Origin of the sequence: Acinetobacter sp. C13 (assembly GCF_016809775.1) — a bacterium.
Taxonomy (GTDB): Bacteria; Pseudomonadota; Gammaproteobacteria; order Pseudomonadales; family Moraxellaceae; genus Acinetobacter; species Acinetobacter pittii.
Genome location: NZ_JAFBJL010000002.1, coordinates 933,907 through 948,578, shown reverse-complemented (window position 1 = coordinate 948,578; position 14,672 = coordinate 933,907). Strand labels below are relative to the sequence as shown.

Annotated in this window: 16 protein-coding genes; 2 read left to right on the top strand and 14 right to left on the bottom strand. The window is 37.8% G+C overall.

The annotated features are described in order from the left end of the window. Positions 1 to 31: 31 nt before the first annotated feature. From JGE69_RS09705 to JGE69_RS09695, 3 genes are all read right to left on the bottom strand, one after another. Positions 32 to 751, bottom strand: coding sequence for a response regulator transcription factor (locus tag JGE69_RS09705; RefSeq protein ID WP_199112592.1), 720 nt, complete (start codon positions 749 to 751; stop codon positions 32 to 34). 180 nt (positions 752 to 931) lie between these two features. After that, a complete protein-coding gene (locus JGE69_RS09700) occupies positions 932 to 1,336 on the bottom strand; it encodes a hypothetical protein (RefSeq protein ID WP_199112594.1) in 405 nt (134 codons plus the stop codon). A gap of 1 nt (position 1,337) precedes the next feature. Next, positions 1,338 to 2,018, bottom strand: coding sequence for a hypothetical protein (locus tag JGE69_RS09695; RefSeq protein ID WP_068564349.1), 681 nt, complete (start codon positions 2,016 to 2,018; stop codon positions 1,338 to 1,340). Positions 2,019 to 2,143: 125 nt separating this feature from the next. On the opposite strand from JGE69_RS09695, the gene JGE69_RS09690 reads away from it, so the two are divergent. After that, positions 2,144 to 2,449, top strand: coding sequence for a hypothetical protein (locus JGE69_RS09690; protein ID WP_199112596.1), 306 nt, complete (start codon positions 2,144 to 2,146; stop codon positions 2,447 to 2,449). 597 nt (positions 2,450 to 3,046) lie between these two features. Here JGE69_RS09690 and JGE69_RS09685 read toward each other — a convergent pair. The 7 genes from JGE69_RS09685 to JGE69_RS09655 all read right to left on the bottom strand — a co-directional run bounded on the left by JGE69_RS09685 (position 3,047) and on the right by JGE69_RS09655 (position 10,119). Then, positions 3,047 to 3,922, bottom strand: a complete 876-nt coding sequence (locus JGE69_RS09685) for a hypothetical protein (RefSeq protein WP_063098866.1) — start codon at positions 3,920 to 3,922, stop codon at positions 3,047 to 3,049. Between the two features lie 61 nt (positions 3,923 to 3,983). Next, the gene (locus JGE69_RS09680; protein WP_199112598.1) at positions 3,984 to 4,325 is read right to left on the bottom strand and encodes a hypothetical protein; all 342 of its coding nucleotides are present in this window, start codon (positions 4,323 to 4,325) and stop codon (positions 3,984 to 3,986) included. Positions 4,326 to 4,447: 122 nt separating this feature from the next. Next, positions 4,448 to 5,842: a methylenetetrahydrofolate reductase C-terminal domain-containing protein gene (locus JGE69_RS09675; RefSeq protein ID WP_199112600.1), complete on the bottom strand. Its 1,395-nt coding sequence runs from the start codon at positions 5,840 to 5,842 to the stop codon at positions 4,448 to 4,450. Between the two features lie 73 nt (positions 5,843 to 5,915). Further along, positions 5,916 to 6,683: an NUDIX hydrolase gene (locus tag JGE69_RS09670; protein ID WP_000155303.1), complete on the bottom strand. Its 768-nt coding sequence runs from the start codon at positions 6,681 to 6,683 to the stop codon at positions 5,916 to 5,918. A 60-nt stretch (positions 6,684 to 6,743) separates the two neighbouring features. Then, positions 6,744 to 8,237: a nicotinate phosphoribosyltransferase gene (locus JGE69_RS09665; protein WP_199112602.1), complete on the bottom strand. Its 1,494-nt coding sequence runs from the start codon at positions 8,235 to 8,237 to the stop codon at positions 6,744 to 6,746. A gap of 11 nt (positions 8,238 to 8,248) precedes the next feature. Next, entirely contained in the window at positions 8,249 to 9,133 is an 885-nt protein-coding gene (locus JGE69_RS09660) for a phosphoribosyltransferase family protein (protein ID WP_199112604.1), read from the bottom strand. Between the two features lie 182 nt (positions 9,134 to 9,315). Next, positions 9,316 to 10,119, bottom strand: a complete 804-nt coding sequence (locus JGE69_RS09655; RefSeq protein WP_199112606.1) for a sulfite exporter TauE/SafE family protein — start codon at positions 10,117 to 10,119, stop codon at positions 9,316 to 9,318. A gap of 98 nt (positions 10,120 to 10,217) precedes the next feature. Between JGE69_RS09655 and JGE69_RS09650 the strand changes: the two genes are divergently transcribed. Continuing rightward, positions 10,218 to 11,006 carry an AraC family transcriptional regulator gene (locus tag JGE69_RS09650; RefSeq protein ID WP_199112608.1) on the top strand — a complete coding sequence of 263 codons (789 nt, stop codon included), beginning with the start codon at positions 10,218 to 10,220 and terminating at the stop codon, positions 11,004 to 11,006. On the opposite strand, the gene JGE69_RS09645 is transcribed toward JGE69_RS09650, so the two are convergent. From JGE69_RS09645 to JGE69_RS09630, 4 genes are read right to left on the bottom strand one after another with little or no spacing between them, the layout of a single operon-like run. After that, positions 11,001 to 11,492: a GNAT family N-acetyltransferase gene (locus tag JGE69_RS09645; protein WP_199112610.1), complete on the bottom strand. Its 492-nt coding sequence runs from the start codon at positions 11,490 to 11,492 to the stop codon at positions 11,001 to 11,003. The genes JGE69_RS09650 and JGE69_RS09645 overlap by 6 nt on opposite strands. Continuing rightward, positions 11,489 to 12,253 (bottom strand): ABC transporter ATP-binding protein, encoded by a 765-nt coding sequence (locus JGE69_RS09640; protein WP_199112612.1) that lies wholly within the window; start codon positions 12,251 to 12,253, stop codon positions 11,489 to 11,491. The genes JGE69_RS09645 and JGE69_RS09640 overlap by 4 nt, the downstream gene beginning before the upstream one ends. After that, complete coding sequence (locus JGE69_RS09635; protein ID WP_199112614.1) at positions 12,250 to 13,260, bottom strand: FecCD family ABC transporter permease; 1,011 nt, start codon at positions 13,258 to 13,260, stop codon at positions 12,250 to 12,252. Before JGE69_RS09635 ends, JGE69_RS09640 begins: the two co-directional genes overlap by 4 nt. A gap of 2 nt (positions 13,261 to 13,262) precedes the next feature. Continuing rightward, positions 13,263 to 14,282 carry an ABC transporter substrate-binding protein gene (locus JGE69_RS09630; protein ID WP_199112616.1) on the bottom strand — a complete coding sequence of 340 codons (1,020 nt, stop codon included), beginning with the start codon at positions 14,280 to 14,282 and terminating at the stop codon, positions 13,263 to 13,265. Positions 14,283 to 14,672: the final 390 nt, after the last annotated feature.

Below are 14,672 nucleotides of genomic sequence, written 5' to 3'. Positions count from 1 at the left end.
CGTATCCTCAAAATTGAGGATTGTTTTTGTTTTAATGTTGAATGAGTAAAGCCATTTCAGTGCGATTATTACAGCCTATTTTTCTCATAGAGTTATTCAGATGGCTTCTTAATGTGGTAAAGCTGATATCAAGTAAATTTGCCACCTCTTTATCACTCAAACCTTTAGAGACTAAATGAACCACTTCTTGTTCTCGTGGAGTCAGACCATATTGTGTAGATAAATCAATGGGTAAAGCTTGAGTAAAATAAGGTTCAAGCAGATTTAATATTCTTTTTTCACGCTCACCAAACATATTAGCGTCTTTTGCACGCCAAATACGTAAATCGCCAATATCTATACCATTTCGGACAAAATAAATATTTATGCCGTGATACAAACCATAGGCTCTCAAAAACTCATTGTAATAGCCTGTTTTTTTAAGGTCAGTAAGAGGCATTACTTCATTTACAAATGTTGGTTTTTGACGTTTGCGAAGCTGTGCCGTAATGGGATCATTAAATTGCCAAACACACTCATAGTCCTCCATCGCTTTTGGGTCGATTTTCCATATCACGCCTTCTCTCGATAGGTTATGTGTTGAATCCCAAATATAAGATGCGGCGAAATCAGCCCGCAATAAGATGGCAATATCTGCAAGGATATTTTCACGTAAATTGTATTGCCCTTTCCCTGAGCCAAGTTTCCATAATATTTCAGAGAACAATGTAAACTCAGATGGGCTGAAATCCTTTTCTAAAAGTGCGGTCATCGTCTACCTATTTAACGAAATCCATCGAATTTTGAGAAGATCGGTTAAGCGCTTCCTTTGAGCTTAGTACCAACCCCATCCTTTTATAATATATCTATCTTTTGATTTGGTAGGTAAATATTAGTTATAAGTTAAAGACGCGGGTTCAACTCCCGCCATCCCATGTAAAAGACCCTATTTTCATCTTAAATCCCAATCTTGCTCTACCCCTCTATTTCTACATTCCAAGAAAGATTTTAAATGAAACTTTCCAATCGCTTTAAGTTTATCTTCATCGCTAGAATATAGGGGGTATTCATATGCCTGAAGAACTATTTGTCGTTGCTTCATTTTCATATCTTCAGGAAGACTTCCTTCATCTGCTGTTTTATATACATAGTCAAAAGACAGTCCATTTTGTCTCCCTTCCATGATTGCTTTTGCTAATTCAGACAGAGTTTTACATTTACTATCTCTTGTTTGTATTTCGTATTTTTGATCAATCATCTTAATAAGCTCTTCCTTGGAAGGAAGCTCTATATTTGTATTTGCGAGACAAATTTTAGGCATCAACACTATGGCAACTAATAAAATTATCTTCTTCACCTCAATCCACCTTATTAAAATTCTTCAAAACTTTGTAAGTGATATCTTGATTAGTAGCGTCAATTACTTCTAATAAAGCGCCTTTATATCCTATTTGTTTAGATTGGCTTAAATCATATTCAACATCATTATTGAATGCAGGACGTGCTTGATTACTTGAAAATTCACGGTAGCCTACATTAATTTTATTTCCAAATTTTCCACTATAAATTAATGTTTGTTGGAAGGAATTATCTGATGCAATTGCTACAGTCTTCATGATAGCTTGATGTTTATCAGTACAGTTTTTTGCATTAAATACTGTTACTACACAGAGCTTACTTTCATTATCAAGCATAACTACTTTAAATGGGTCAGCTAAAGGGTTTTTCTGAACCATACCCCCACCGCTTACAGTATTGAATGGCTGAAAATATTGCCCTTTTTCATTTTGGCCTGTTTTTAAGTAAATGCCCGAAGTAAGTGAATAGGCAAAGCTAATTTTAATATTTTCAGGTACATTTAGAACTTCACGATCAACCACTATACCTTGTTCAAGCATTTGATCCCCTACAAATGCTTTATTAACTGAGCCAATTGGTGGCTTGCTTATATTTTTAGGGACGGCTTGATAGTTGTAGGCTGGAGAAGCACAACCAACTATACCAATACTTAAAATTAGTAAACTAATATTCTTTTTCATGATTTAACCAGTTTTATAAAGTTCACATAATCTAACAAACTGGTTACTAATTGTCACACAAGAAAATAAATAGTAATCTTAAGAATTGCTTAATTTAAAAAATTTATTTATTGGATCAAAATTTTATGCTTATTACTTCCTTTAATAAAAAATTTTTAATAACGATTTGTAGTTCATTAATTGTAGGATGCGCTGCAAATTCAGGTATTGTACCTATGGGAAATAATACTTATATGGTCTCACGACAAGCTGCTACTGGGTTTAGTGGAATGGGAACGCTTAAAGCAGAAGCAATGAGGGAAGCATATCAAGAATGTCAAAAAACAAATAAATTCGTTAATGTCCTAGAAACTATTGATGCAAAACCACCCTATATTTTGGGTAACTTTCCTAAAACTGAAATCAGATTTAAATGTATAAATGAAGAATAAATTGAGTCATAAAGAAGTCTCTTACCTTTTTGGACCACAATTGTTTCATGGGGAGGCAAAGAGATTACTAGAACCAAAAATGAAACCCACTCATTGAGTGGGTTTTTTATTGCTAACCGTTTTGCCTGAGGTGATCTTGGAATTCTTGGTCGTGTATTTTGTTGTAATTAACAGGGTCGTAAACGCATCCAGTTAAAACAACAATTACAGTAAGTACAGCAACCAATTTTTTCATTGAGAGAGCCTTTCCTTTAACGCAAAAGATTTGCTTTAAGTATACTCCTAGGTGATCACTTTGATTGGACATAATTAAGGCAATCGATTGTTATTTTTAAATTATTGCCGTGCTTTAGCCTATCATTGATTTTTTAACAAATTCAAATCACGGGTTAGTACAGAACTTAAGCTTCTGTTGCTAAATAGCAGTTTTTCCAAGAACTGGTCCCTCTCGTTTCAAGTGGTACCGTTGGAATCAATTTCTCTTTTAGTATTTCAGTTTGTTCAAGAGCTTTAGCAACATTGGTGGTAAATACCAAGGATGAGTATTTATACGTTTATGTAGCTCGGCTCTCTTATCTTTCTCAGGATAAAATTGATTTAGTAATCAGTCTCTGAAATCAGTTCATACTTGTCTTTCATCGGATTATATTTAAAACGTTTAATTTTATTATAATTTTCAATCTTTCCTGTTTTTTCATTAAAAACATCACCTTTAAATCTCATTTCAACAGGGTAAACCTGAGAGGTTTGACTTTCTAGAGTTTTATACACAGAACTGTATTCATAAGATAATGGTGAATTACTTTCATATTCTCCATCGTTAGTTCCTGAACTCAAATCAATACTATATCCTGATATTTTCGACTCATTTAGACGAATTAAATAAAGTAAATTGTCAGTGACTCCATAATTGGTATTGCTAAATGAATCATCGAAAAAGCCAACTTCATTAATTCCAGTTTCAACTATACGATCACCCAACCCTTTAATATTTAAGTCTAAATCACCATATGCACTAGGAGGTGAAAAATTTGAAAATGTCCTTGAAACTAAATCATATTTATTATTAACACTTTTCTTAAATATATAAATGTCAGCTTTAGCACTGGAGCATGCGTGACAAGTATCTGAAAACTTATAAGTATTTGAGTCTATTTTTTTCCATTTACCATTAATTATCGTGTAAGAATCTTTATCAATTTCACGCTTTTTAATTAAAACTAAGTATCTATCTTCATGGTTTGCATTCTTATATTGCTCTACAGGATACATTAACGCCAAGTATTCTTTTTTTGTTTCTTTGATTCCTGCTTTTGGCAACTCATTCCCATCATAATCATTATCTTCCATCGAAACATAAAACATGTTTGGATAAAATGTCCTAAAAATAGACTTATAACCTAAATCATCAACAGTGATTGCAAATAAATTAGTGCATACAGTTAAAGATAAAAATAAAATAATCTTCTTCATATAAAAACCTATCAAATATCAATATTTTTAAATTAGCCAATAATCAAAATAAATTTCATTTTTACTTCCTTACGTACTCTGGAAATTCTTTTAATAAATTATTACAAGTTCTATTCTTCCCGTCTTTTTTCACATTACGGTCAAATTCTTTCATGCCAAACATAAGAACTTTTTTCCCATATTCATCACCAAGTTCATACTGAAAACACTTGGCTGAATCCGAGATTAACTCATTGTTATATTCACTATATCCACATTCAAACTGTGCTCTGGTTAGTAAGCCATGCACCGAAACAATTTGCTCACAATAAGTTGGCTTATCTCCATTTTTTGGAGCTAAAGCATGTAAAAATGATGCGGGAAAAGCAGCCGCTAACATACTCCCTAAAATAATTTTTTTCATGAATTTCACCATTTGTTATAAAGTATACCAACTTTAACAAACTGGTTACTAAATGTCACATTAAGAAAAAACACTCTCAGATGGTTAAGCATTTTTTCTAAAATTTAATATGGTTTTAAATCTTAAGCCTTAGTCGCTAAATACCAATTTTTCCAAGAACTGGTTCCTCGCGTTTCAATAGGTACAGTTGGAATCAGTTTCTCTTTTAATATTTCGGTTTGTTCAACAGCTTTAGCAAGTCTTGCTTTGACTGAGTGAATACACTCACGGTCACCAAATTCGCAGCGATCTAAAGTTGTACCGCCACAAGGCCCATTGGCTAAACCTTTTGGACATGTTTCAGGGCAAATATATAAAGTGTCACCTAAACGGCACTGACCACAGGTTTCACAGCCCACTAAGCTATGTTTACTGAGCACTTCTGTTTTAAGTAGGAGTTTGGCGACCAAAGTATTTTCCCAAAATGACGCTTTAAAAATAAAACGTCCAAGCCCTTTGGCAATTTTTGATCCAAACATTGCTTCATGCATAACATGTAGCTGGCGATATTTAATTAATTGTTTAGATGTAGGCTGGCGAGAAAAACGAGCAATTTCAGGCGCAAACTCTTTGCCCGTCGTGACTTGCCAAAGTGAATTCCAAAGCTCTTCTAAGGCCTCAAGCTCCAGATGTCTGTATTGCTCAATGTAGCTTTCAAGCAACATTTGCTCTTCTGGCTTATGGCAGGCAGATAAGTGAATTCCTGCAAACCCTAACTTTTTACATATCAAAATCTGTAAAGCACAGCGCAAATAAACTCGGTCTGTATGTCCTGCCTGTTTTTCGTCTGCCAAAACTTTTAACATGTACGGGGTAATTACAATACCGGCAACTTTATGCTTCACCATAAAATTGGCACGGCTCAAAGTCAGTGGCATGACACAAGCCAGTATTTGCTGCGAATAATTGTTCTTAGTTAAAAATGATTTAGCTTGTTTTAAGGCTTCAATGTCATAGCCCAATTGCGTAATGATAAAGTCTGCACCTGCTTTAATCTTCTTATGCAGTTTTAAATACTGTGCATCACGCTCAGCTTCGACATATTTAAACGGATTAAAAGCAACGCCAATACGAAACCCGCCGTGTTGCTTAGCTGCCATTACGGCGTTTACCGACTCTAGGTAACGACTACGAGGCTGTCCATCTCGCCCATTATGGTGTTCTTTGAGTTTATCGCCTGTAAGCAATAACAAGTTTTGAATATTGGCTGTTTGAGCTTGCTTTAAAAAATGCTCAAAGTCTTGTATGTCTCGGGCCTTACCTGAAAAGTGTAAGACTTTATCAATTGTGTCAGGATAACTTTTGCTGGCCTCAAGCGGCGCAATATCATGATCTGAATGTACACGATCTGCCAATGTCATTGCAGCGGGATACCCTGCAAACTCATGTCTTACAGGATAAATTTCATGTAGTGAAGTGAGGTACTCCACCAACACAAAAAACTGGTTTTGCTGGAAGCAGGGAGAAACGTGTGACATAGGCAAAGTGCTTATCAAAACATGACATCAATCATAAGCGCGGCATTATAAATCAAAAGCGCATAAATATGCGCTAGTCAGAAAGCTCATTGTTTTGCTTATCTTCACCCTCTTTATTTCTGGGTAATTCGAGTGAGCGAGGGAATATAAAATCGAAGGAATCGAGTGCATAACGGTAAAGCTGAGCTGGTCGTTTACCCACAATTTTACTGTGGTTGGTTTCTTCAACTGCGCCTGCTTCTATCATACGGCGCCTGAATGCTTTTTTATCTAAGGATTGCCCAAGAATAATTTCATAAATAGTCTGCAGCTCGGTCAGTGTAAATAACTCGGGCATTAGACTAGCTGGCAATGCGGTATAGCGAGTTTTATTAGTTAAACGCTCTAATGCCAAGTTAAGCAATTCATTATGATCAAACGCCAATGCTAAATCTTTTGCTTTTGCTACAGGCACCCATTCACTGTATTCAGCTAATGCTTGATGTTGATAGGCATTAAAATCAATTAATGCAAAATACAAAATGGTTACTGCCCAGCCACGCGGGTCACGTTTAGCATTGCCCACAGAAGCAACTTGTTCCAAGTAAGGTGAAGCAATCCCTGTTTTTTCGACCAGCTTACGATAGGCCGTTGCCATCAAGTCTTGATCATGAGTTAAATCGGCAAAACCACCCGGCAAAGCCCATTGGTCTTTGGCTGGAAAGTTGGGCCGCTTAATGAGTAATACCTGTAACTGACCATTAAATACCGAGAAAATAGCCATATCTACAGTGAGTAAAGGTGCGTCATAATCTCGGCGATCATAACTGGCAAGGAATTCTTGTTCAGTTTGAATAGTCACGTTCAGCCTCTCAATAAAAATGATGAGCCGATACACACGCAACGGCTCAACTAAACTCAGTTATGCGATGGATAAACGCTCACGAATTTGATCCAAAGTACACTCATATTGAAGTTTACCATTTTCAAAGACGGTTTTTAGTGCTCCGCCTTGTTCTTGCTCGGCCGTTTGCTGATCAAACAAGGTAAAGCCATTTTCACTTTCTTCAATGCGTAATAGACCTTTCGCAGATTTTTTCACACCTGAGTCAGTAATTGGGTCTTTAAACAACTCACGGCCTACACCATTCACTTGTCCCCAAGTCGCTTTCACAGCAAATCCAAAAGTATCGCGAGTTAAGTAGTTATAGGTAAAGCTGCCTATACCAAACACCAAGTTGTTTGAAGCAAAGCCTTTGGCTTCTAGCCCTTCTAAAATACGCTGTGCACGGTCTAGGGTAATTGAGTCACCGTAAATTAAACCAACACGTTCATTCAGTACTTTATAGCCTTGGTCAGTTTTTGTACCGCCAAACACTTCCCATAAACATTCAACTGCACCTTTATATGCTGGGCTGCCGATTTCGGCGTCTGGGTCGCCGCAAATAATTTTAACTGGGTCACCAGAGTCTGGACGGAAAACCAATTTAGCCAAGCCTAAAGCATTCGGTTGTCTTGCCAAAATTTCAGGTTTCAACGCTACTGTAAACTCGGTAATCACTCGCCAAAAGTCCCAAGTATCAGACACGATACTGACAACACCCGCCGGATAAAGTTCGCAAATTAAACGCTTAAATGTTTCTAGCTCACTGTCTTCTGTGCCCATACACATTACACTGTGTTCGGTCGCTGGTACAGATATCCCAATCACCCCTGTGGCATTGTAATATTCTTCTGCGTAGTCAATTGAAGCAACCGAGTCTGTTCCAATAAAACTAGTTAAGTGACCCACACCAGTCTGAGCAGCATCATAAACTCCACTCATGCCACGGCTACTAAAATCGTGTCCTTGCACAGGCACAAAATCGAGTGGTGCGCCAGTTTTTACAGCGTATTGAGTTAATAAACGTTTGTATTCATAGGCAATAGTGGCCGTAGTACAGCTTTTCCAAAGTTCAGCACTTAACACAGTTTCAATATAGTTAGTTAGCCAAAAGAAACGCGGGGCGGTATTAATTACGGTAAGCACGGGTACACGCATATTGACGCGGCTACCTTCTGGCAAAGCTTTAATCCGTAAAGGTAAATAACCCAAGTCGTGTAATGCTTCAATGTGATCAACTGGTACAGCACCTTCACCTAATGAACTATCCATACGGCGTTTATAAGCAGCCACTACTTTGTCTTTAGGTTGTTTGAAAAAGCCTTCATTCCATGTATCGATTAAAAAGTGTTTGATAAAACCCTGAAGACCAAAGAACACCACTTTATCGTCAAAGTCAGGTAACATCTTGGCGAGTCGAGATGAACGCGGCGTAAAGTTTGCATACACGTACTCTGTGCCTTCTGGATACTGACGTCTGTGATCAGCTTTATAAAAATCGATAGCGTTTAATGGATTAAGTTTAATCGTCATCTTTGTTCTCTTTATTTTGCTGCAAAAGCAATTACTGAAATTTTGTCTGATGGTTGTTGTGGAAAGCTGTCTGAGGTAAATAGTTGATCTAGCAGTCCATCAAAAACCTCTATACCTTTACTAAAAATACCGTGGGTCACGTATAGAACGACCTTATGGCAATTGAGGCGACGGAGTTCTTTAGCAATACCAATAAAGGTTGCACCGCCATCACAAATGTCATCGGTAATGACCGCTGTTAGGCCTAATAAATCCTTTGCATGTACATGTGTACCTAAAATTTTGCCAGTCACTGGGTCACGTTTTTTATCACACTGAACAACAGTGATTGGTTGTTTGCGCTCACCATTAAAAGCATCTGCAACCATTTGTGTACGCGCTTTTGCGCCTTTGTCTGGGCAAACCAGCACTGTTTTTTCATCTTTTAACAATGTGCTTAGCGCTTCACTCTTTGCGATGATGTCGACTGAACTGATGTTTACAACTTCGCTAAAAGAAGTATTGGCAGCGAGTAAGGCTGCCGTTACTTCACTATGACAGTCCCAAACAGTGATCTTGCCTTGTTTGCCCGCTTTTTTTTCTGCATTGATGTTGAGTAACTTCGTCATCACATCAAGCGAGAACGCTTGGCCTACTGCACAAATACGGTCCTGACGTGCATATGGAAAATATGGAACTTCTAGGTCAATGGTTAAACCCTGAGTCAGCAATATATTTTCAAGTAACAAATAGTCCATCACATCGTGACTTGAGGCCATCTTTGCACGGATCAATACCTTGCCAGATAGTGAATTCAATGTTTTCTCATCAATTTGAACATGACGCTCGCCACCAGAAAACTGCGTGAATTTCACTGGAATTGCATTTCTTGCCGCATCTAAAAGCTGGATAGCCATATCATCCTCTTTTTGTCTGATGACCTTCGATGAATATATAGTGGCATAAAGCCACTATATATTTCAAGTCTATTTTTCAAACTTTTTTCAAAGCCATTTAAGACATAAAATTTACAGTTTTTAGAGCATTTAGAGATTTGTTATTTAAGAAAAATTATTCTTCAAACAATTGAAATTAAAAATTAATTTACTAAAAGCATGACTAGTAGAACCATTATTAAAAGTAGCGGATACAACTTTGCCCGCCATAAATCAGGTATTTTTGAAATAAATTTTTCTGAAAAATATAGCCCGATCCATGTCCCTGCAACCAAAAATAATGCAGCTTCAAACCAGATTAGGCCGATAAATCCGTTGGGTGTAGATTGCCAAAGTGACAATACACAATAGGTCAGTGTTGCAGTTAAAGACAAAGGCAGCGTGAGAATGTTTGCTATAGCCGCAGCCTCTGCCATAGAACTACCCCGCCGCCGTAATAAAGGAACCGTCATTACACTTCCTCCTACACCTAAAAGTGCCGCAACCCAACCAATAATTCCCCCTTTAATGAGTTCGCTGTTCTGACCATAGTTTTGCTTTTGCCGTGATGTCACCATAAACCCTGGTCGGTAATAACAATCAATAATCGTTACGAACACATAGCTCATAAATATCCAGCGAAGCCAATTTCCATTAAATAATGAGGCCATTACTGCACCGACAATTCCACCAAATGCGATACCACCCCATAAAAAGCGGATTTTTTGCCAATCTATCAGCCCAGAACGATAGTGTCGGAAGGTTGCAAAACTTGCCGAACACAGCATGACAAAAGCTGATGTAGCTACAGCGATTTGCATGGCATATATGCCGATATTACTTTCATTACTCCACTTTTGAATAATGACTGTATAAAGCAAAGGTACAGCCACAAAACCACCACCAAAGCCAAATAACCAAGTGGTTATGCCTGAAAGTAATCCAAATAGAAATAGCTCATATAGCATGATTATCTTCCTCACGTTTATAGAGGCATGATATAAAATAGCTCTATGGCAAACTAACGTAGAAAAGCCATCTTTTTATTTTTTTCAGCCAAAAATATATGCGTAATATTCCAATTAACGATGTAGACCATCTACCACAAGCGGTTTTAGCGTTAGGATCGGACTATCCTGCTGATACTTTGTTAGATACGCATAGCCATCGCCGTGCACAGTTCTTATATGCGCCCGAAGGACTCATGAAAGTTGAGACTGAAGACGGTCAATGGCTCGTGTTACCGTACAGCGGTGTATGGATACCTGCAGGTAAACCACATCGGGTATGGCTATCTAAAGTCAGTACTTATAGTTTGTATATAGAAGCGGGCCATGCACCAAGACAAGCAAACTATTGCGAGGTTATACAAGTCTCGCCTTTGTTACATCAACTGCTCATTCAGGCTAATCAGCTACCTGTTGACTACCAGCACTCAGGACGTGACGGCGCTCTTATCGATTTATTGTTATATGAGTTAGAAGCTGCACCAGCCCTGCCTCTGTTTATTCCATTGCCTCACAACACGTTACTATCTAAACAATGTGCCGAGTTTATGCAGCATCCTGATATTCATAGTAGTCCTAAAGATTGGGCACATGAACACAATAAAAGTGAACGGACTTTTCACCGCTGGTTTAAGTCTGAAACTGGCATGTCCTTTCAGGCTTGGCGTAATCGAGTCTGCATCATCTATGCTTTAAATGCGTTAAAAGCAAATATCTCAATTACTGAAATTGCTTTTAGTTTGGGCTATGAACACTCGGCAGCTTTTACCGCAATGTTTAGTAAAATTATGGGTTATCCGCCTACCCATTTTCAAAAAAGATTTCATGCGCATGATAAAGCACTATAAAGATTTACTCATGTGAATGGTGTCATAGGTATCAATCCATTCCCGTTGAATAACCTCAAAACCTTGGAGCCGCCAAAACTTTTCAGCCGCTGGCAAAAATGGATGAGTGTGCAAATACAAAGTCGTAATTTCATTGTTTTTTGCATGGCTAAACAACATGTCACATAGCTGAGTTGCGATACCATTACGGCGGTATTCAGGCAATACAAACAACTTAACCACTTCCACTGTATTAGATGGCAAATTTAAATCAAAACGATGGTCATACGCCCGATATGCAATAGTACCAATAATACGGTTTTGATCTTTTACCCTAATGAAGCAGCCCAATGGGTCATGGACATAATGTTGCTCAAAATTTTGTAAATCTTTGGGAACTTGCCCATGATAGATTTCTGGGAATAACAACTGTCTTGTATAAAGTGCAAACTCTACCGCAGACTCATAGTCTACTTTGCCCACTACTTGATAATTCAACATATTCATAGCCAAGAATGATCAGGTATCACAATCGTTTTGTCTTGAATCATGGCTTCATGGAACTCAACATCGTAGACACTTTTTAAAAACTTTGGATCAGTTATTCGTGTTTTTGACTCAGGCTTAACCACTTCGTGTTGGCGCATAAAAAACAGATGATCTGCAAATAAAAAAGCTAAATTGGGATCATGCATAATCGCAATCACCGTAAAATTTTGCCGCGATAACTGACGCAACTTTTTCATTAAATAAGACTGGTAATAAACATCGAGATGATTGGTTGGCTCATCGAGCAAAATGACTTTTGGGGCTTGCACTAAAATACGGGCAATCATGACCAATTGTCTTTCGCCACCCGATAACTCGGTATAAGGACGGTCACGCAAATGCTCGATGTCTAAATCAAGCAAAGCTTGATCTACACGCTCCCAGTCTGACTTTGAAGGCCTATATCTGCTGAAAGCGGCACGTCCTGTAATCACTACATCTTTAACCAAAAATGGAAATACGGTTTTATGAAACTGCGGTAAAAAGCCGAGCAATGCAGCCCGATCTTTACCTTTAAAGTCCGATAATGGTTTTCCAGAGTAACGGATTAATCCATCTTTTACGGACTCTAGACCCGCCATCAGCTTAAAAAGTGTCGATTTTCCGCAGCCATTACGTCCTAAAATGACGGAAAACTGATTTTCAGGAAACTCCAGATGAATATTTTTAAGAACCTGTTTATGCCCATAGGCATAATTTAACTGATCAATTTGAATCATGCCCAATGAGTCCTCTGAGTTTTCATTAATAATAAGAAAAATGGCGCGCCAAGTAGCATGGTAAAAATACCAATCGGTATTTCAAACGTAAGTAAAACCCGAGAAAAGTTATCAATCAACAGTAAAAAACTACCGCCCAACACCATATTGGCAGGAATACTATAGCGGTGATCTGGCCCAACCAACATTCTCACAATATGCGGCATAAAGAGCCCATATAGACTAATAATGCCTGCAGCGGCTACAGAAGTTGACGTACATACTGTGACTAGAGCAATTAAAAGCAGTTGTTCCCATCTTGGGTTAACACCCACAGCCTGCGCTTCTTCAGCACCAAGTGCCATCAAGTTTAAGCGCCAACGCATCCCAAATAATCCGGCAAGGCCAATACAGATCGGTAGCACGGCATATTGGACCTTTTGCCAAGACGCCTGATGTAAGTTGCCCATGGTCCATTGCACGATCGCTTGTAATTTAAATGGATCACTTAAGTATTGAATAACTGTAAGTCCTGCTAAAAACAGCCCCGAAACAATCATGCCTGATAAAATCACCATCACTAAAGACGTCTGGCTTTCATGTTTTTGATGCGCAAATAAATACGTTAAGCCAACAGCACAAACGCCAAAAATAAAGGCTGATAGATTGGGTGAAAGCCAACTTAAAGAAAGTGCCAAGGCTGCACCGAACGCAGCGCCAGATGAAATACCAAGTACATAAGAATCGACCAATGGATTACGAAACAATGCCTGCAAACCATTACCCGCGGTTGCTAATGCAGCTCCCACCATAAAAGTCAGTAAAATTCTGGGCAACCTGACATTCACAATAATGTTCTGCATCAGTCTAAATTGTTCTGCATCAAAATAAGGTGTACCAAAAACTGCTTGTACACCCCACAGCGTATAGTCCCATGCACTCAAGGTCTGAGTTGGCCCAATAAGCAGCGAGATAAAAATCATGAGGAAAGGTAAAGGGTAAAACCAATAATATTTCAGTTTTTCCATATTTATTGCACCAACGTTTTTGCAAGGTGCTCACCATACAACTTAGTTAAAATGCGCTGTTGTAAAGCACTTACAGGTAAATCGGACTGTTCGGGATAAATACTATGATTCAAATAAATCGCCGTAATAATGATTTTGATGGTGTGTGGGTTATATATAAATGCAGGACTCAAATTAAATACCTTACGGTTTTGTACAGCGCTTAAACCTTGTAATTCTTTTCGTTCATAAATCAGTTTAGGGTTGGTATTCCAAAGCACAATATTGTCGGGATTCCATTCAATTAAAGTCTCGGGATTTACATTGGGCTGGTTAGCATTGGTCTGAACAATGTTGTAAGCACCTGCGAGTTCAATAAAGTCATTGGTAATAGACTGACGTCCCGAGGTAGAAAAAATTCGGCCACCAGACCAAGCATAGTAAATCGATTGTTTATTTGGCTGACGTGCCGTTTTTGCTGCAACTTCCGCCACAATTTCATCTGAGAAATTTAAAATTTCTTGAGCACGCTTTTGGGCACCGCTCAGAACAGCAATTTCTGATAACTCTTCTTTTACTTGCTGATAAGTGCCGGACTCCATGACATATACAGCAATGCCAAACTGCCGCAACAGGTCAATCGTTTGGGTTTGCCCGCTCCCCAAAATCACCAGATCAGGTTTTAACAATACGAGACTTTCAATATTGGTTGCATTTGCCCCTTGTGAAGGCGTCGCAAGCTGTTTATTGGCGATACGCTTATCTATTTTTGAATAGGCATTAAATAATAAAGGCTGGATGTATACTTCGGCTGGTATACCAATCACTTTATGGCCTTGCCCTAGCATATATAAGCCATCTAAACCCGACTCAAATAAAGAAACAATTCTTTGTGCTGGTTTGGCTACACAGACTTTTGTATCTGTACTATCAAAAACACATATCGAATGGGCTGCCAAGTTTTCTTTAGTTTTTCTACTTTGTTCAGATGAAGAGCATCCGCATAGAATGAGTAAAGTGAGTATTGAAACCAATGACTTCATTACAGCATCCAACGCACAAATATAGTGCAAAATAAAAAGACGTGCCTATTTGGTGCATTTTTCATATAAAAAAGACACTATAAGAGAGCAAGACGGTTTGAATCATCATTTATAAGTTAGTAAATCAAATGTTGTACTAAAGATAAGAGTAATTAAGCAATAAAAATGCCAAAATTACAAAATAAACTTAATAATCATGCAATTGTAATTTTTATTTTAAAAGTCAAAATATAGATAGCCCTATACAAAACCTTTAGAGCATGCATGCTAACCATTCAAATAAAATAATTTTTAATATTTAATTTTAATCAAAAATCTTCACATCTAACATTTCATTTAATAATGAGACTTTAAACCCATAAATTTAATAAAACAAAACAAATTAAGCAA